Genomic DNA, 18,425 nt, shown 5'->3' on the forward strand with positions numbered 1-18,425 from the left:
TGCCGAGTTATCCACAACACGCCCGAAACTTGAGGTTGCGTCCACAGGACCCGAAAAACAGTCGGTCGACGGGTCGAATGCGGCATAGTGGTGTTCACCGCGTGGATCACAGTGCGGGCGGACGATAGGGACGCCGTCTCTCTCACCTCCACTCTCCGCTATCCGACGTTCCGGGCAAGTCCCCGCACTGTGATTCGCGCAGTCCACTTCAGTTCCGCTTCAGCGACGAAAGGACCGATCATGGCACTGCAACAAGGACTGATCACCATCACCGGCCGCGTAGGCAGCAATCCGCAAGGGCATGGCAACGGCAGCCCGCCCACTATCTGCACGTTCCGACTCGGCAGCACACGCGGCTACTACGACGCCAACCGGAAGTGGCGCTCGCTGCCGACCACGTGGATCACCGTGAAGACATACCGCACGCTGGCGGCCAATGTGCATGCTTCGGTGCGTACCGGCGATCCGATCATCGTCGTCGGCGTGCTCGCCACGGAGGAATGGTCGTCTGAGAACGGGGAGAAACGTTCGCGCATCGTCGTCGAGGCGAGCAATGTGGGCCATGACCTGAACTACGGCATGACGAGGCCGAGCGCGGGCAAACGTGAGGGCGGCGGTGAGGTCGGAGCGGGAGTTGGCGGCGGCAATGGAGGTCAGGTGGCGGCGGAAAACGCTGCCGGTGCGAACGGTGCGGTCGCCGGTTCCGTGCCTGAACCGGTAAGTCTATTGGCCAACGACCCCTATCAGGGCTCCAATGCGCAGGTGAATATGCCGGCAAACGGTGGTGCCTCGGCGGCTGCTGGCGCGTCGGATTGTGGGGCGACGGTCGTGGGTGGCGTAGATGGAGATGCTGCACGGTCGGTGTCCGTCGGCTCGGCGGGCGATGCTGGAGGCGATGATGGCCAAGCGTCTGACGCCCGCCAGTACACCAACGGCTTTGCTCAGCCTGTGCAGGATGCGGATGGGGCTGGTGACGCGGTTCCTCCGCCCAGCGAACCGCCGGGCGATGAATTCGGCGCCGGCGAATTCTAACGGCGTGCCGTGGGGCAAGGGTCGTAGGCGATGGCGCAGATAACATATCCCGCCTATCATGGTGTATACGACGTATATACCATGAAGGAGGCGATGATGAATACGGTAAAGATCGTTCGCTGGGGCAATGGTCAAGGCATACGATTGGGCAAATCTGTAATAGACGATGCGGGGTTGCAGGTCGGGGACGAGTTGGATGTTCGTGTCGAACGCGGTTCGGTTGTCTTGACGCCGATCCGTTCACGAGTGATCACGGTTCCTGATTTCGAGCAGATGTTCGCGGGATATACGGGTGAACCGGCACGGGAAGACGGATTTGCTTCGGCGGTTGGCGAGGAGCTGCTATGAGTCGATTTCATTACGGGGATATCGTATGGGTGGATCTTGATCCTGCAAGCGGTCATGAACAGCGAAAGCGCAGACCGGTGATCGTGGTGAGCAATGATGCATACAACCGTTTCAATAACCTCATCATGGTCGTTCCGGTCACCAGCGATCGCACGTATCCGCTGCATATCGATATCGGCAGTATTGCATCCGAATGTTCATCGGATGACGATATCTACGGTTTCGCTGAAATCGAGCAGCTGAAATCTCTTGATCTCGAGTCCAGAAACGCCGCGGTGGTGTCATCGCTTGATGAACCGACGCTTGGCCGGGTGACGGACCTGGTGTTGGGGTGCTTGATGCAACCCACTATGCGCGTCGAACGATTCGCATGAGCCGATGCGGCATGGCGGGTTGCTGGCCATGTGATTGTGGCTTCGGTGCCGGCGGGGTATCGAAGCCACAATCGCTCTGTGAGAATCAGTATCTAAGGCATCACCAGATGGAGACGCGCTGCTCGGGTGCGAGCCACATGCCGTCGCCCTCGTGCACATCGAACGCCGTGTAGAACAGGTTCACGTTGCGCACGATGCCGTTGGTGCGGCATTCGGCGGGGGAGTGCGGGTCGATCTGCAGGTACTGCTCGGCCAGTTCGTCGCGGTTCTTGGTGCGCCAGATCGAGGCGTAGCTCAGGAAGAAGCGCTGCAGGCCGGTGAAGCCGTCCATGACCGGGGCGGTGTCCAGTGCGGCCTTGATGCCTTCCGGTGAGCCGTCCTTCTCGCGACCGGCGGCCGCGTCGAGCGCGAACGCATACGCCTTGAGCGCGATGTTCACGCCGCCCAGATCGCCGATGTTCTCGCCGATCGTCAGCGCGCCGTTGACGTGCGGAGCCTTGCTCGGGTCATCGGCGTACTTCTCGGCCAGCTGCGTCGGCACGAACGCGTTGTACTGTTCGATGAGCGCCTTGGTGCGCTTCTCAAAGTTCGCGCGGTCTTCGGCCGTCCACCAGTTGTGCAGAGCGCCGTCGCCGTCGAACTGCGAGCCCTGGTCGTCGAATCCGTGGCCGATCTCGTGGCCGATCACCGCGCCGATGCCGCCGTAGTTGGCCGCATCGTCGGCATCCGGGTTGAAGAACGGCGGCTGCAGAATTGCGGCCGGGAACACGATGACGTTCGTGCTCGGATCGTAGTAGGCGTTGACGGTCTGCGGGTTCATGCCCCACTCGCCCTTGTCGACTGGCTTGCCGGCCTTGGCGAGCTGGTAGCCGTTCTCGTACAGGCTGGCCGCGGCCATGTTCTCGATGAGTGTGGCATCCTCGCGCACGTCGAGCGCGCTGTAGTCGCGCCAGCGTTCGGTGTAGCCGATCATCGGCGTGAACTTGGACAGCTTCTCGAGGGCCTTGGCCTTGGTGTCCTCGCCCAGCCAGTCGCTACCGCTGATCGACACACGGTACGCGTCGATCAGGTTCGCGACCAGCTGCTGCATGCGCTGCTTGGAGCTTTCCGGGAAATGACGGCGCACGTACTCGCGGCCGACATCCTCGCCGCACACGCCGTTGACCAGCGACACGGCGCGCTTCCAGCGGTCGCGCTGCGCCTTCGCGCCCGAAAGCACCTTGCCGTAAAAGTCGAAATTCGTCTCGTCGAAGGTCTTGCTCAGGTAGGTGGCCGCGCCGATGATCGTGTGCACGCGGGCCCACAGCTTGAGATCGTCCAGATCGGCGGCATTCCAGAACTGGTCGAAGCCGGTCAGGAAGCTTGGCTCGTGCACGATCGTGTGCTGCGTCGCAGCGTGCATGTCCACGGGCTGGAACTTCGCCGCCTCGGTCTGGTCGTACGCCTGCTGCCACGCATCGACCCACGCGGCGATGCCGAAGTGCGCGAGCTCTCCGCTCAGCGTGGCGAAATCAGTGGGATTGTTGGTCTTCTGCGGGTCGCGCGTGGTCACGTTGTCCCAATGGTGCGCGGCGATGCGCGTCTCGACGTCGAGGAACCGTTCGGCCAGCGCCTGGGCGCTGTCGCGGTCGCCGTAGCCGGCGTTGGCGAGCTGCTTGGCGACCATGTCGACGTACGCCTCGCGCACCGGCTGGTAGCGGTCCTCGCGGTAGTACGCCTCGTCCGGCAGTCCCAGGCCGGACTGTTCGATGTGCACGGCGTTGGTCGTCGGATCGTCTGGATCGCCGTAGATGCCGAAGGCGAACGGGCTGGTCGTCGCGCCGGACGGATCGTACTGGCCGAGCACGCGGGTCAGCGCGGCCTTGTCGGCGGCGTTGTCGATCGCGGCGAGCACCGGCTTGAGCGGCGTGATGCCGGCCTGTTCGATCGCGTCGGTGTCGAGGAAGGATCGGTACAGTGCACGGGACTTGACGGCTGGGCAGCCGTCGTCTTCGAGGATCTCGCGGATCTGGTTCTCGGCATCCTCGGCGAGCTTGTCGAACGAGCCGTAGCGGGCCTTGTCGTCGGGCAGGCGGTAGGTGTCGATCCACGGGCCGTTCACGTAGCGGAACAGGTCGTCGGACGGTTTGATGACGGAGGAAAACGCGGCCGGATCAAGGCCGGAGGTCAGAGTTGTAGTCATATGGTCCAGCCTATTCGTGTTAAGTGACAAGCGGAGTCGGGAACTGGCGATCGTCGAGTCTGTATGTGTCGGGTGTTTCACCCCCCCTCAGTCAGCTTTGCTGACAGCTCCCCTTCAGGGGGAGCAGGGAATTTGGTGAAAGGTTATCCATGGATTAAATAGACAGTTTGTCGTATTATGTCGATGGAGAGAATTAGACATGATGTCTAAGATGAAGATGATGAGTCAAGCACGGCGAATTATGAAACGTTGATTCGCCGTGGTGACAGCAATGCATGAAGGAGTCACGATGAGCGATCCGAACATGAACGGGCAGAACGGCAACGATCAGCACGGCAACGCGAACGGCCAGCCGGAATACGGCGCGTACGCACCGCAAGGCCAGCCGAACGGACAGTATTATCCGTACGGCGGCGCGCCGAACGCAAACGGACAGACCGGTACCGGTCAATCCAATCCGCAGAATCAGTACGGCCAGTACCAGCCCAACAACCAAAACGGCAATACGTACGCCAACGGACAGCCCTACGGCCAGCCGTTCGCCTACCAGCCATACGGCGGGCAGCCGGGCGCGCAAGGCCAGCCCGGCGGATGGCAGCCGGTCAGCGCGTTCAAACTGATCGAGGAGATGCTGCCGCAGCAGGCGAAAAACGCGGTGCGCGGCCTGTACGGCGTCGTCGGCGCGGCCGCCGTGATCCTCGGCCTCGCGCTGCTGTTCTGGCCCGGCAAGACCCTGACCGTGTTCGCCGTGGCGTTCGGCATATACTTCGTCGTCTCCGGCGTGATCCGTATCGTCAGCGCCCTCGTGACCATCGGCCTGCCGGGCGGCTGGCGCGTGCTCGACGTGCTCGTCGGCATCCTGCTTGCGTTCGGCGGCGTGGTCATGCTCAAGAACGCGGCGTTGTCCGGCACGTCGCTCGCGATCTTCGTCACGCTGATCGTCGGCTTCGGCTGGATCATGGAAGGCATCATGGCGCTCACCGAATCGTGGCGACTGCCGAAATCCGGCTGGGCGATCTGTTATGCGATCATCTCGATCATCGCCGGCATCGTCGTGATCGTCTCCCCGGTCAGTTCGATGGCGTTCCTCATCATCTTCGGCGGCTGCGCGCTCGTCGTGATGGGCATCTCCGCCATCGTGCGCGCGTTCACGTTCGGCAAGCCGCGCAAGTAGCGCGGTCTGAGTAGGCTGGGCGGCATGATCGAACTGAAAACACCCAAGGAAATCGAAGAGATGAAGCCCGCCGGCCGTTTCGTCGGCGGCATCCTCAAGGAACTCAAGGAATTCACCAAGGTCGGCACCAACCTGCTCGAGATCGACGAGTTCGTCCACAAGAAGATCGTCGACCGCAAGGGCGCCGAATCCTGCTACGTCGACTACGCGCCCGACTTCGGCACCGGCCCGTTCGCGCACTACATCTGCACGTCCGTCAACGATGCGGTGCTGCACGGCGTGCCGTACGACTACAGCCTCAAGGACGGCGACCTGCTCAGCCTCGACCTCGCGATCAGCGTGGACGGCTGGGTGGCCGACTCCGCGATCAGCTTTGTGGTCGGCAAGGACAAGGACCCCGAGGACCTGCGACTCATCAAGTGCACCGAGGAGGCGCTCGCCGCGGCCATCGACGTGGCCCGACCGGGCAACCGACTCGGTGACATCTCCAACACGATCGGCGATGTCGCGCGCACGTACGGCTATCCGATCAACCTCGAATTCGGCGGCCATGGCGTCGGTCACATCATGCACGGCGATCCGCACGTGCCGAACGACGGCAAGGCGCACCACGGCTACCGTCTGCGCTCCGGATTGGTGATCGCGATCGAACCGTGGTTCCTGAAGACCACCGACGAGATCTATCAGGATCCGAAGGACGGATGGACGCTGCGTTCCGAGGATGGCTCGCGTGGCGCGCACAGCGAGCATACGATCGCCATCACCGACGACGGCCCGATCATCTTCACTGATCGCACGAACCTGTGATGGTGTGATTGCAGAGGTCATTGGTCTCGAGTATATAGTTATGGCCCGGCTCTCGTGATATGAGAGCCGGGCCACACTGCATTTTTGGTTATTTCGACCGAACGGAACCGCTATCTTTTTGTCATTTCGACCGAGCAAAGCGAGTGGAGAAATCTTACAGTCCATTGATATCGTAAGATTTCTCCACTCGCTTCGCTCGGTCGAAATGACAACATCGGCAGGTCAGCCTCAGGCCGTGCGATTATGGACTCGCCTTGCGGCGAGCGATGTTGTTACCTCGCCGCTGTCGTGGCTCGGCTGAGCCTAAAAACAGTCCACTGGACTGTTTTTAGGCTCAGCGCGTCAGCTTGCGGTGCAGGCGGTGCGGGCGGGCGGCGTCCTCACCGAGGCGGGCGACGCGGTTCTCCTGATACGCCTGGAAGTTACCCTCGAACCAGTACCACTTGGCCGGGTTCTCGTCGTCGCCCTCCCACGCGAGGATGTGCGTGGCGACGCGGTCGAGGAACCAACGGTCGTGGGAGATGACCACGGCGCAGCCCGGGAAGCCGAGCAGCGCGTTCTCGAGCGATTCCAGCGTCTCGACATCCAAGTCGTTCGTGGGCTCGTCGAGCAGCAGCAGGTTGCCGCCTTGCTTCAAGGTCAGGGCGAGGTTCAGACGGTTGCGCTCGCCACCGGAGAGCACGCCCGTGAGCTTCTGCTGGTCGGAACCCTTGAAGCCGAAGCTGGCCACATAAGCGCGGGTCGGCACCTCGGTGCCCGCCACGTCGATGAAATCAAGACCGCCGGAAACGGCCTCCCACAGGTTCTTGTTCGGGTCGAGGCCCTCACGGTTCTGGTCGACGTAGCTGATCTTCACCGTGTCGCCGATCTTCAGCTCGCCGCTGGTGAGCGGCTCCAAACCGACGATCGTCTTGAACAGCGTGGACTTGCCCACGCCGTTCGGGCCGATCACGCCGACGATGCCGTTGCGCGGCAGCGTGAAGCTCAGATCGTCGATGAGCACGCGGTCGCCGAACGCCTTGTGAATGTGCTTCGCCTCGAGCACCACCGAGCCCAGACGCGGGCCGGCCGGAATCTGGATCTCGGAGAAGTCGAGCTTCTTGTTATTGCGCGCCTCCTGCTCCATCTGGTCGTAGCGCTCCAGACGGGCCTTGTTCTTGGCCTGACGGGCCTTCGGCGAGGAACGCACCCAGTCAAGCTCGTCCTTGAGTCGCTTGGCGAGCTTCGCGTCCTTCGCGCCCTGAATCTCCATACGCTTGGCCTTCGTCTCCAGATACGTGGAGTAGTTGCCCTTGTATGGGTACAGGTGGCCGCGGTCGACCTCGCAGATCCACTCGGCCACGTTGTCCATGAAGTAACGATCGTGGGTGACGGCGATGACCGCGCCCTTGTACTGGTGCAGGAACTTCTCCAGCCACAGAATCGACTCGGCGTCGAGGTGGTTGGTAGGCTCGTCGAGCAGCAGCAGATCCGGGGCCTCAAGCAGCAGCTTGCACAGTGCCACACGGCGGCGCTCGCCACCGGAGCACACCTTGACCGGCGTATCCGGGTCGGGGCACTGCAGCGCATCCATTGCCTGATCGAGCTGTGAATCGAGATCCCAGCCGTTCGCCGCATCGATCTCGGTCTGCAGCTTGCCCATCTCGTCCATCAACGCGTCGAAGTCAGCGTCCGGATTCGCCATCTCCTCGCCGATCTGGTTGAAGCGTGCCACCTTCTCGGCGATCGGGCCGAACGCCATCTTGATGTTCTCGCCCACGGTCTTCGTGTCGTCCAGCGGTGGCTCCTGCTGCAGGATGCCGACCGTGAAGCCCGGTGTCAGGTACGCTTCGCCGTTGCTCACCGTTTCGAGCCCGGCCATGATCTTGAGCAGCGTGGACTTACCCATGCCGTTCGGGCCGACCACGCCGATCTTCGCGCCGGGCAGGAAGCTCAGCGTCACGTCGTCAAGGATCACACGCTCGCCGAACGCCTTGCGCGCCTTGATCATCTGGTAAATGAATTCTGCCATCTGTGCAGTTTCTCCTTACAGGGGTTGGAATTGCTGCGGTTACTGGTCTGTCTGTGCGTTTGCGCGGACGGCGGCGGCTTCGTCGTGACCGACGTGCTGTGCATTTCGACTGCACCATGACGAGTCTGACCGTTACTCGGTCCGTTGTCCGCATGATGGTCGAATCCGCGTCAAACTACCGTCCTTCATGGTACATGAAGCCCCGGAATGCCGGGCGTGAAGAGATTTTGGCGTGGCGGATGGATGGAAGACGGTGCCTGAAATATATCCGAATCCATTTTTTGGATAACCTGTGAAGTTTGAGGCAGATTAGCGGGCGCGACGAGGTCTTTTCGCAAACCATGAGGCAGGATGCTGATCGAAACCCGTAGCAATCACCGAGTTCGGGGGTGCGTTCCAGCATGTTTCCTGGCATGCGCGGCCTCACGGTCTGCGAAAAGACCTCTGCAGTGGCGAGAATCAGCCTCACGGTTTGCGAAATGCCGCTGAACCGTTGCACATGCCGCGGCGGTCAGCAGCGATCGAAGGAGAAGCGGGCTATGGCGTCGAGGGCCTGCTGGCTTTCGTCGAGCCAGGTCATGCCGATGGGGTAGACGTGGCCGAGCGTCTCGTGCCGGCTGACCTTGCGGTCGGACAGCTCGAAGTCCGCACCCTTGCGAGCCATTGCGGTCGCCAGTGCCAGTGCGTCCGCCTCAAGGAAGTCGTCGCTGGACGTGAGGATGAACAGCGGTGGCAGATCGACGTTGTTCACAATGCCTTCGGCCGTCAGATACGTCGGATCGGCGGCGTCGAGACCGGCGAAGAACTCCGCGCCGAGCATCTGTTCGAGCATAAGCCGCTTGGTCGGATCATAGGCGAGTTGCGACGTGCCCGCCTGTGCGGCCGCTGCCGGAGAGGCCAGTGAATACACGCCGCATACCAGAGCGCCGCCGGCGAACCGCAGTCCCGACGACTGTTCGACGCCGAATGCGTGCGCCACGTCGGCGCTGTTCTCGATGGCGAGCGTCAACAGGGCGAGCGCGCCGCCGGCCGAATCACCGGTGATGAACACGGCGTTCGGATCGACCGGATACTCAGCTAGGTGCGTGCGCAGCCAGCGCAGTGCTGCCTGTACGTCGGCCAGCTGACCCTTGAGATCGGTCTGCGGCGCGGGACGATAGTTGAGCGAGACCACCGCGAATCCGCGGGATGCCAGATGTGTGTTGAAGTTGCGGTTGAGTTCCTTGTACCCGTACGTGAACCCGCCGCCGTGAATGTCGATGTACACCGGCGTGGTGTGGCCGCCGCGCACCGTGGACTCGTGCGGCAGGTAGATGTCGAGCAAATGGCCACGGCATTGCCCGGCCGCGTGATCGGTGCAGCCGTCCGGCAGATAGGCGATGTCGGTGATCGCGTCCACGTTGTCGGGATCGTGCCAGTATTCGGAGCGGGGCAGGTCGAACAATGCGGTCTGATACCGGTTCATGCGGAAGCGTTGTGCCTGTTCGGATGGAAGATCGTCGAGATCGCCGTCGATTTCGGTCCAGTAGGTGAATCGTTCGGCGAGCTGCGGATCGAACGTCGGTGCATGCGGCTCGACGGGAGCGGATTCGGCTTCGCCGCCGGATTGATTGGTGATGACTGCCATTGTCGTCTCCTGTGCGACTGAGGATGGATTGATTTCCATGATAGCGGGGTGAAATGGTATCGCGCGGTAGCGCGATGCTGTGTTGCTGGCGTCACTGTCGTTCCGCCAAGTACCCCAACCCGCCCGCTACGCGGGCACCCTCCCCTGAGAGGGGAGGGAAACATCTATTGGTATTTCTGCTTTATCTCGCCTCGCCTAGAGACTTTGTCTACCCGCAACGACGTTGGCAAATAAAATACAGGCACAGGCAATAAGCTCCTAGCAGCCACGCCACCCCTATTCCCATAAGTTTTTCCTCCCCTTTCAGGGGAGGGTGCCCGGCAAGGCCGGGCGGGTGGGGTACCTGCGGGCGAAGCCCCGCCGGCAATACAGCACGCACGATAGTGCATTCAGTATTTATCACCGCGGAAATACAAAAAGGCCTCGGGACGAATCCCGAGGCCTTGGAAAATTCAAATCAGCCTAAGCTGAATGAATTCAGCGAGCGTTGGACTTGCGCACAGCGAAGACAGCCACGCCAGCGGCAGCGAGCAGAGCAACGGCAACCGCGTACGGAGCGATAGCAGCACCGGTGTCAGAGAGGCCACCCTTAGCCTCGTCCTTGCCGGACGGAGCAGCGCAAGCCGCGGTCTTGATGGACTGAGACTTAGCACCAGTCTTCTCACCGGTAGCGGTGATGGTGACAGTGGCGTTGCACGGAACGTCGTTAACCTTAACGGAAACGGTGCCCTTCGCATCAGCATTGGTCTTCAGTTCCTTGGCGGCGGCCGGAACAACTTCGGAGCCCTTGTCGGCGGTAACGGTAACTGCTTCGCCGGCCTCGAAACCTTCAAAGGTGGCGGACACAGTGGTGCCCTCAACCTTGATGGAACCGTACTCATCAGCCAGAGCAGCGTTGGAAGCGAAACCGAAACCAAACACAGCAGCAACAGCGGCGAGGAGCGCCACGAGCTTCTTCTTCATAATAAACCTCCACAAATCAGTTTTTGCAGTCCAGACATCAAGTCCGGACTTATGTCTTTTCCTGATGTCTGAGAAGCACTATACTCCCCCGTTCGATCTTCGCAAGACCCCACTTCGGGGGCAAGTGACATCCAGATCACATGATGTGCGAACCCCGTCACACGATGTGATTTCTGTGTCACATGCCCCAAAATCGTCAATACACCCCCGATCGGCTTGATTCCGCCATTTCTTGATGAACGCAGCGTTAAATCCCAATTTTTTCGCCGCGACACGCCCGAACCGCACAATATGTGACATTATTGCCGCACCATGTGCGATTCATCGCACATCCCTGTGCGATCGCTCATCTTGAATTGCGTAATGCTGTCCGCCAAACATCGCGCCAGCACCTTCTTCCGTGACATTTTGGCGAGTAGCCGCCCACTACTATCCAAAACATCACGCCAGAAGCTATATTCCCGTGATGTTCTGGCTAGCAGTCGTCCAGTTCTATCCAAAACATCACGCTAAGCCCCCTTGCGTGATGTTCTGGCGATATCAGAGGGGCCCTATCCAAAACATCACGCGAGAATGAGTATCGCCGCGATGCTTTCGGGCAGGTGCGGTCCTTCGCTCCTATCCCGATATCACGCCAGCACACCTTTTGCGTGACATTCGGGATAGGAGTGGCCATCCACTATCCAAAACATCACGCCAAAGATCGTATTCCCGTGATGTTCTGGATAGTAGGCATCCAGTTCTATCTCAAACATCACGCCAGAAAGCCTGCTTGCGTGATGTTAAGGATGGCAACGGCCGTCTGCCCTTTAAAACACCACGCTAAGCCCCCTGCGTGATGTTTTGGATATCAACCGCCCGGCCCTATCCCGAATATCACGCAAACTCCCTTGTTCCGCGTGACGATCGGGATAGGATCGGGCGATCCGTACCGGCTACTGCTCGTCGTCGAAGCTGAACAGGTCCTCGACGGTCGTGTCGAAGATCTTCGCGATGTCCATCGCCAGCCGCAGCGACGGACAATACTGGCCCTGCTCGAGCCGTCCGATCGTCTCGCGGCGCACGTTGACCATGTCGGCCAGCTCCGATTGCTTCATGCCGCGTTCCATGCGGCGCAATTTGAGGTTAGTCTTCATCGTCACCGCCCACCGCGCCGTCATGCTCGAGCCACAGGTAACGTGCGTCGGCCACGGCCAGCGCCAGCATCGCCAGGCTCGGCAGCACCATCGGGCCGACCTCGATCGGCACACGCGTGATCAGCGTGTACATCATGCCCGCGAAGCCGATGACGGTCAGCGCGATCACCAGCGTGAGCAGCGCGAAACGGTACGCCGAGTACTGATGCATGTCGCTGAGCTCGTCCGTGCGCGGATTGTCGCGGTTGAAGATCATCACGGTCCACAGCTCGCCGATGATCCACACCAGTGCGATCACGCCGGTGATGATGATCCCGTTGAGGTTGTTGTTGTAATACACCTGCGTGACGCACGCGGCCGCACCGATCAGCTCGGTGACCATTCTGAAGGCGATGTATCGGTTGAACGTCATCGCGACCTCCTTCGTAGCAAACCTGGCCATGCCCTAAAAATAAACAAGGCTCCCTCGCGGCGCAAGATGCGGCGTGGGGGAGCCGAAACGGATGGATCAGTAGGAACCGTTGGCCATCCAGTACGCGTACGCGCCTTGGACCGAGCCGTACCGGGCCTCGCAGTAGCTCCAGAACCACTTGAGCTGCGTCTGGTAGTTCGTGGCCCAGTCCGCGCCGGCGGACACCATCTTGCTGCCCGGCAGGGCCTGCGGCAGTCCGTACGCGCCGGACGAGGCGTTCGTGGCGTTCACGCGCCAGCCGGACTCGTGGTTGATGATGTATGCGGTGGCCGTGAAGTCGGCTTCGGTGTAGCCGTTCGACAGCAGATAGTCGTGCGCCCACTGCTGCATCTCGCCGACCGGCGTGGTGGTGCCGATGTCGGTGGACGATGCGGAGGACGCGGACGACGAAGAAGAGGACGATGACGACGACGAGCTCGTCTGTTCCGCGGTACCGACCAGGATCACCTTGTCGACCGGTGCCTTCTTGACATACGACGTGAACACGTTCGACGCGACCACCTGGCCGCCGGATCGCGTGACCAGACTCGTCGTTTCCATCACGCCCTTCTGTCCCTCAGTCTCGACCTTCTCGGTGCCCTTCGGCAGATCGGCCGTCTCCTTGCGGACCTCGTTGAACTCGATCGGCTCGTCCTTGGTCTCGACCTGCGTGCCGGCCCGTTCGATCGTGATCACCGTGGATTCGCTGACCGCGTCGGTGAGCGCGGGGGAGACCTTGTCGTTCGGTTCGAGCGTGATGTCGCCCGCGTCGAGCACGGACTTGACATCGGTGAAGTCGGAGCCGAGCACGGTGCGCGACTGACCGTTGATCTTGACTGTTACATAGGTGGTGTCCTTGTCGGCTCCGCGCAGATCGCTGCGCGCCGCGCCACGGGACACCTCCAGAGCGTCCGGGTCGGTCGCGGAATAGGCGGTGACCTGCTGCGATGCAGCCGCCTGATGATGTTCCGCCACGTAGAAGTTGCGTGATATCACGCCCGCCCCGGCCAACATGCCCACAGCCGCCACGACGGCCCCGAACTTCGCCCACTGGCGCTTGCTCAGGGACTTCAGCGTAGGCGTATGTTTGCTGTGATTGGCCATATTGCTCCTTGAAATCGGGTACATTGCCACCGTTCGCCTTTCGGCGTTGAACGGCACTAGTGCCACAGTGTAGCCCGTGAATGTGACGTCGCAAGCGGGTCGGGGGAATGTTAACCGAGTAAATCAATGCGCCGCGCGGGGTTCGACGGTATTTCGACAATGCGCTGCGAGCATAAAAAATCGTTGGAAAACCGCGGCGACACGCATAAAGTTCATTGATTTGACAAAGATAGTTCGATGATTTAAATTAATACTCGTCAAGCGGTTGCGCGGCCGGTACGGTCCGGCTGACGGAACCGAACAATGAAGTTAATAAGGAGATCGTCATGGGTCTGTGGGATATCGACAAGATCGAGTACGTCGGCCGCGAGAAGGGACCGCAGGAGGGCCTCGCGTTCCACTACTACGACGCCGACAAGGTCGTCGCCGGCAAGAAGATGAAGGACTGGCTGCGCTTCGGCGTCGCCTGGTGGCACACCTTCAACCAGGAGCTCGTCGATCCGTTCGGCACCGGCACCGCCCACCGTCCGTACTACAAGTACACCGATCCGATGGATCAGGCGCTCGCCAAGGTCGACTACGCCTTCGAGCTGTTCACCAAGCTCGGCGTCGAGTACTTCTGCTTCCACGACCGCGACATCGCCCCGGAAGGCGACACCCTGCGCGAGACCAACGCCAACCTCGACAAGGTCGTCGACAAGATCGAGGAGAACATGAAGGCCACCGGCGTCAAGCTGCTGTGGAACACCTCCTCCCTGTTCACCAACCCGCGCTTCGTGTCCGGCGCCGCCACCTCCCCGTTCGCCGACATCTACGCCTACGCCGGCGGCCAGCTCAAGAAGAGCCTCGAGATCGGCAAGCGCCTCGGCGCCGAGAACTACGTGTTCTGGGGCGGCCGTGAAGGCTACGAGAACCTGTGGAACACCGAGATGAAGCGCGAGACCGACCACATCGCCAAGTTCTTCCACATGTGCGCCGACTACGCCAAGGAGATCGGCTTCGACGCCCAGTTCCTCATCGAGCCGAAGCCGAAGGAGCCGACGCTGCACCAGTACGACTTCGATGCGGCCACCGCCATCGAGTTCCTGCGCAGCCACGACCTGACCGATGTCTTCAAGCTCAACCTCGAAGGCAACCACGCCAACCTGGCCGGCCACACCTACCAGCACGAGATCCGCGTCGCCCGCGAGAACGGCTTCCTCGGCTCGCTCGACGCCAACCAGGGCGACAAGCTCATCGGCTGGGATATGGACGAGTTCCCGACCGACCTGTACGAGACCGTCGCCGTCATGTGGGAAGTCCTGCAGGCCGGCTCCATCGGACCTCACGGTGGCCTGAACTTCGACGCCAAGCCGCGCCGTACCTCCTTCTACGAGGAGGACCTGTTCCGCTCCCACATCGCCGGCATGGATACCTACGCGGCCGGCCTGCTGGTCGCCGACAAGATGAACCGCGACGGCTTCATCCAGGATCTCATGGCCGAGCGCTACAGCTCCTACGACTCCGGCATCGGCGCGACCATCGAGAACGGCACCGCCACCCTGGCCTCCCTTGAGGAGTACGCGATCGACAAGCCGCAGTCCGAGCTCATCGCCGCGACCAAGTCCGATCACCTCGAGTCCGTCAAGGCGACCATCAACAACTACATCGTCGACGCTCTGTCCGAGGCCTGATCCTCGCGGCATCCGTTGATGCATGACTGATCGGGACGCCGCCGGTTCCGTCTGGTTCCGGCGACGTCCCGATTTTTCCGCGGTCGGGCCGTTTCTTCCTCGACTTGGCCGCTCCTATACATCCCGTCTACCTGACCGTTTCCGGACAGCGTCGTCCGGAACCACCGACTTCCGCCGTCCGGCTTGGCGCAATCGTGCGCCGGCATCGCTCCTCACGGACGGCTCCGTAACACCATCGTGAGATTGCGTGCGATGTTCCGCAATATCCGCGGGCTATCGTGTATCGTAATCGTCCGGATTCCAAGAGAAAGGACAAGACCATGATCATCGCCGCGATTACCGCCTTCGGCCTCTCCCTGATCGGCATCGCGATGCGCGCCCGTCTGCGCCGCGACGGCCAGCTGTGAACCGCGGGTTGCCTTATACCTGTTGCTGAACGCGTTGGGGGCGGTCTTCCGATGATGGAAGACCGCCCCCAACGCGTTGTTCGTATGTTCTCGGGCGGGGACTGCGGATGCTGGCAAAGATGTCACGCTGATGGCTTGATTTGCGTGATGTTGTGGCTAGATTCTAACTGCGACTAGCAAAAAGATCACGCAAATGACCGGATTTGCGTGATCTTTGGGATAGGAACCGGGCGGTCCTAGCGGGAATATCACGCAAGAGGGAGCGTGCGTGATATTCCCGCTAAGGTTCCAGCTAGGAAAGGAAGCCGCCTGGAACTCAGCCGCGGTACTTGGCGTACTGGGCATAGACCTCAGGGGTCGGCTCGCCGGTGAGCGTGTCCTCGATGGTCAGCTCCCATGCCGGCGGTTCGGCTTCGCCGCCCAGCACCCACGCGGCCTGACGCGCCGCGCCGATCGCCACATACTCATCGGTCTTCGGCAGTAGCACATCCATGCCGAGAATCGACGGCGCATACGCGCGAACCGCGGCCGACTTCGCGCCGCCGCCGATGAGCAGGATGCGCTTGACGTCCACGCCAAGGCCTTTCACCAGCTCGAGGCAGTCGCGCTGCGAGCACAGCAGCGCCTCCACGAACGCGCGAGCGATATTCGCCTTCGTCGTGTTTTTGAGCGTCATGCCGTGCAGCGTCGCCGTCGCATCCGGACGGTTCGGCGTGCGCTCGCCGTCGAAATACGGGATCAGTGTGATGCCCTCCGCGCCCGGCACCGACTGAGCCGCAAGATCGGCCAGTTCGTCGTAGCTCACGCCCAGCGCCGCGCGGCCCGCGTCGGAGATGCGCGAACCGTTGATCGTGCAGGCGAGCGGCAGCCAGTGGCCGGTGCAATCCGCGAAGCCGGTCACCGAAGCGGTCATGTCATAGGCCGGAACGGGGGAGATGGCCGCAGCAACGCCCGACGTACCGAGGCTGATCGACACGTCGCCTACGCCCATGTTGAGGCCCAGCGACGCCATCGCGTTGTCGCCGCCGCCCGGGGCGATGATGCAGCCGCCGGGCACGTTCTTGCCGGCGATCGCGGGATCGGCCACCGCGCCCGTCTCGGTCGGTCCGAGCACACGCGGCAACGTCACATCGTCGCGACCGAACGCCATCTTGACCAGATCCATGCGGTATTCGTTCGCCGCCGAGTCGAAGTAGCCGGTGCCCGACGCGTCCGAACGGTCGGTGAACAGCGCGCCCAGATCGGCGGTTTCGCCGTCCGCGACCGGACCGTGGCCGGCGATGCGCCAGCTCAGCCAGTCATGCGGCAGGCAGACCGCGGCCACGCGGGCCGCATTCTCCGGCTCGTGCTGCGCGACCCATGCGATCTTCGTGATCGTCAGCGACGCGACCAGCGACGAGCCGACCGCCTTGACCCAGCGCTGGCGGCCGCGCATGATCGGATCGTCGGACAGATCGGCCTCCGAACCGTCCGCGGCCTTGGCCGCCTCGCCCAGCTCGGCGATCAGTTGCTCGGCATTCGGCGCGGAACGGGTGTCGTTCCACAACAGCGCGTCGCGCACCACGTGGCCCTGCGCGTCGAGCAGCACCATGCCGTGCTGCTGGCCGCCGACCGCCAGTGCGGCGACATCGTCAAGGCCGCCGGCCTGCGCCGACGCCTCAAGGAACGCATCCCACCACGCGTTCGGGTCGCAGCTCGTGCCATCGGGGTGCTTCGCCTGGCCGAACCGCACCAGTTCGCCGGTCGCCGCGTCGGTAACGCGCACCTTGGTCGACTGCGTGGACGTATCGACGCCCGCCACCAGAATCTGAGTCATTGTGCCTCCTCGCATTGCGTGAACCGTACTTGCCGGGCTGTCACGGGCGGCGTTCGGTGCCGCGTGCAGCCAGTAAGTTAGATCATTAAACTATCACGGTCAGTGTATCACGATGGCGCGCCGAACGGTGTGGTGCGGTGTCATGCGGAGTGAGTGGCGATTCGTAGGCGTCACGGGAACACGGAAGGGGTGCGAGAGTGATGGCAGTGTCGCGCGGTCGGCCGTTCTGCTACACTGGTCAGGTTGGCTTGCGCGAGTCGCCGGCCATCGTGGGGCCGTAGCTCAGTCGGTTAGAGCATGCGACTCATAATCGCCCGGTCCTCGGTTCAAGCCCGAGCGGCCCCACCGGCAAAGCCCTTGGAAACGCAATGTTCCAAGGGCTGGTTATAGGAGCTGAACGTGGCGTTTTTAGACTCCGATTTCTAGTATTTTGTCGGGTCTAAGCTGACGCGTTTTTATTCTCGGCCCCTCGGCTGAGGGGGGCTGTCGGCGAAGCCGACTGGGGGCGGGTTCTAGTGATCGTTGCAACACCTGATGATCCGGGAGGGGATTTCAGGTGGGCAAGTGGGTGTTCGATGGCGTCGAGTACGAGACCCGGAGTCTGATGTGCGAGGCGCGTCGTGAACGGTACGTGGAGCTTATCCGCGATGGCATGAACTACACGCAGGCCGCGAAGGCGGTGGGCGTGTCCAAGCGCACGGGCAAGGTGTGGCGCAACGGGCGCACGCGCGCGACCGGCCGCAATGAGAAGCCGTCCGTGACGGTCTGGTATCGTCCCGTCATGGACGAATCGAAGACGATCAGCACACGGTTCCTTGATCTGGAGAGCCGGCTCCACATCGCCGACTGGATTCGGGCCGGATGGAGCATTCGCAGGATAGCCGACAAATTGGGACGGGCCGCGTCCTCCGTCTCGCGCGAGATCGCGCGCAACACGAACCCGGACACGGGGCACTACGAGCCGAACCGCGCCCAACGGGTAGCCACGGAACGACTCGCCCGGCCGAAGGCCGCGAAGGTGCGCTCCGTCCCCGGACTGCTCGACTACGTCCGCGGCGGGTTGAAGCGGCATTGGAGCCCGGAGCAGATCGCGGGACGTCTGCGGGAAGACTTCCCGGATAATAAGGGCATGCACATCTGCACCGAAACGATCTACCAGGCCATCTACGTCCAGGCAAAAGGTGAACTGCGCAAGGAGGTCTGAGGGTGTCTAATTGTTTGTGTATGGGCTGCCATTCTGGAAGGATTGAATGATGGTGACCTTGAAGAACGACGATGTGGTCGAGGGGCGTGGCGATGGCGGCGCTGCCGCCGGTTCGG

Annotated in this window: 15 protein-coding genes, 1 tRNA gene and 1 pseudogene; 9 read left to right on the forward strand and 8 right to left on the reverse strand. The window is 61.9% G+C overall.

What is annotated here, in order from left to right; translation table 11 throughout:
- The first annotated feature begins 240 nt into the window (after nt 1–240).
- From AC1A0G_RS10905 to AC1A0G_RS10915, 3 genes are read left to right on the forward strand one after another with little or no spacing between them, the layout of a single operon-like run.
- Nucleotides 241–1,032 carry a single-stranded DNA-binding protein gene (locus tag AC1A0G_RS10905; protein WP_476529678.1) on the forward strand — a complete coding sequence of 264 codons (792 nt, stop codon included), beginning with the start codon at nt 241–243 and terminating at the stop codon, nt 1,030–1,032.
- A 30-nt stretch (nt 1,033–1,062) separates the two neighbouring features.
- The gene (locus AC1A0G_RS10910; protein ID WP_476529679.1) at nt 1,063–1,380 is read left to right on the forward strand and encodes an AbrB/MazE/SpoVT family DNA-binding domain-containing protein; all 318 of its coding nucleotides are present in this window, start codon (nt 1,063–1,065) and stop codon (nt 1,378–1,380) included.
- Nucleotides 1,377–1,754 (forward strand): type II toxin-antitoxin system PemK/MazF family toxin, encoded by a 378-nt coding sequence (locus AC1A0G_RS10915; RefSeq protein ID WP_476529681.1) that lies wholly within the window; start codon nt 1,377–1,379, stop codon nt 1,752–1,754. Before AC1A0G_RS10910 ends, AC1A0G_RS10915 begins: the two co-directional genes overlap by 4 nt.
- 100 nt (nt 1,755–1,854) lie before the next feature.
- Here the strand turns inward: AC1A0G_RS10915 and AC1A0G_RS10920 are convergent, their stop codons facing one another.
- Nucleotides 1,855–3,936 (reverse strand): M13 family metallopeptidase, encoded by a 2,082-nt coding sequence (locus AC1A0G_RS10920; protein WP_476529683.1) that lies wholly within the window; start codon nt 3,934–3,936, stop codon nt 1,855–1,857.
- A gap of 289 nt (nt 3,937–4,225) precedes the next feature.
- On the opposite strand from AC1A0G_RS10920, the gene AC1A0G_RS10925 reads away from it, so the two are divergent.
- A complete protein-coding gene (locus AC1A0G_RS10925) occupies nt 4,226–5,110 on the forward strand; it encodes an HdeD family acid-resistance protein (protein ID WP_476529684.1) in 885 nt (294 codons plus the stop codon).
- Nucleotides 5,111–5,134: 24 nt separating this feature from the next.
- Nucleotides 5,135–5,917, forward strand: coding sequence for a type I methionyl aminopeptidase (map, locus tag AC1A0G_RS10930; RefSeq protein ID WP_476529686.1), 783 nt, complete (start codon nt 5,135–5,137; stop codon nt 5,915–5,917).
- 334 nt (nt 5,918–6,251) lie between these two features.
- Here map and ettA read toward each other — a convergent pair whose 3' ends face one another.
- The 6 genes from ettA to AC1A0G_RS10960 all read right to left on the reverse strand — a co-directional run bounded on the left by ettA (nt 6,252) and on the right by AC1A0G_RS10960 (nt 13,209).
- On the reverse strand, nt 6,252–7,928 hold the full coding sequence (gene ettA / locus AC1A0G_RS10935) for an energy-dependent translational throttle protein EttA (RefSeq protein WP_033495934.1): 1,677 nt from the start codon (nt 7,926–7,928) through the stop codon (nt 6,252–6,254).
- A 511-nt stretch (nt 7,929–8,439) separates the two neighbouring features.
- Nucleotides 8,440–9,555 (reverse strand): alpha/beta hydrolase, encoded by a 1,116-nt coding sequence (locus tag AC1A0G_RS10940; protein WP_476529688.1) that lies wholly within the window; start codon nt 9,553–9,555, stop codon nt 8,440–8,442.
- Nucleotides 9,556–10,032: 477 nt separating this feature from the next.
- Nucleotides 10,033–10,518 (reverse strand): hypothetical protein, encoded by a 486-nt coding sequence (locus AC1A0G_RS10945; protein ID WP_476529690.1) that lies wholly within the window; start codon nt 10,516–10,518, stop codon nt 10,033–10,035.
- Nucleotides 10,519–11,453: 935 nt separating this feature from the next.
- Entirely contained in the window at nt 11,454–11,678 is a 225-nt protein-coding gene (locus tag AC1A0G_RS10950; protein WP_476529692.1) for a helix-turn-helix transcriptional regulator, read from the reverse strand.
- Nucleotides 11,644–12,066, reverse strand: a complete 423-nt coding sequence (locus AC1A0G_RS10955; protein ID WP_476529694.1) for a hypothetical protein — start codon at nt 12,064–12,066, stop codon at nt 11,644–11,646. The genes AC1A0G_RS10950 and AC1A0G_RS10955 overlap by 35 nt, the downstream gene beginning before the upstream one ends.
- A gap of 96 nt (nt 12,067–12,162) precedes the next feature.
- A complete protein-coding gene (locus tag AC1A0G_RS10960) occupies nt 12,163–13,209 on the reverse strand; it encodes an aggregation-promoting factor C-terminal-like domain-containing protein (protein ID WP_476529696.1) in 1,047 nt (348 codons plus the stop codon).
- 326 nt (nt 13,210–13,535) lie between these two features.
- Between AC1A0G_RS10960 and xylA the strand changes: the two genes are divergently transcribed.
- Both xylA and AC1A0G_RS10970 read left to right on the forward strand, forming a co-directional pair.
- Nucleotides 13,536–14,882 carry a xylose isomerase gene (gene xylA / locus AC1A0G_RS10965; protein ID WP_214373175.1) on the forward strand — a complete coding sequence of 449 codons (1,347 nt, stop codon included), beginning with the start codon at nt 13,536–13,538 and terminating at the stop codon, nt 14,880–14,882.
- 278 nt (nt 14,883–15,160) lie between these two features.
- A complete protein-coding gene (locus tag AC1A0G_RS10970; protein ID WP_476529698.1) occupies nt 15,161–15,289 on the forward strand; it encodes a hypothetical protein in 129 nt (42 codons plus the stop codon).
- Nucleotides 15,290–15,605: 316 nt separating this feature from the next.
- Here AC1A0G_RS10970 and AC1A0G_RS10975 read toward each other — a convergent pair whose 3' ends face one another.
- Nucleotides 15,606–17,105 (reverse strand): xylulokinase, encoded by a 1,500-nt coding sequence (locus AC1A0G_RS10975; RefSeq protein WP_476529700.1) that lies wholly within the window; start codon nt 17,103–17,105, stop codon nt 15,606–15,608.
- A 271-nt stretch (nt 17,106–17,376) separates the two neighbouring features.
- On the opposite strand from AC1A0G_RS10975, the gene AC1A0G_RS10980 reads away from it, so the two are divergent.
- Nucleotides 17,377–17,450, forward strand: a tRNA-Ile gene (locus AC1A0G_RS10980).
- 259 nt (nt 17,451–17,709) lie between these two features.
- A pseudogene (locus AC1A0G_RS10985) lies at nt 17,710–18,306 on the forward strand (transposase); the annotation flags it as partial.
- Nucleotides 18,307–18,425 lie beyond the last annotated feature (119 nt).

The sequence above is a fragment of the Bifidobacterium sp. LH_230 genome (assembly GCF_056357555.1).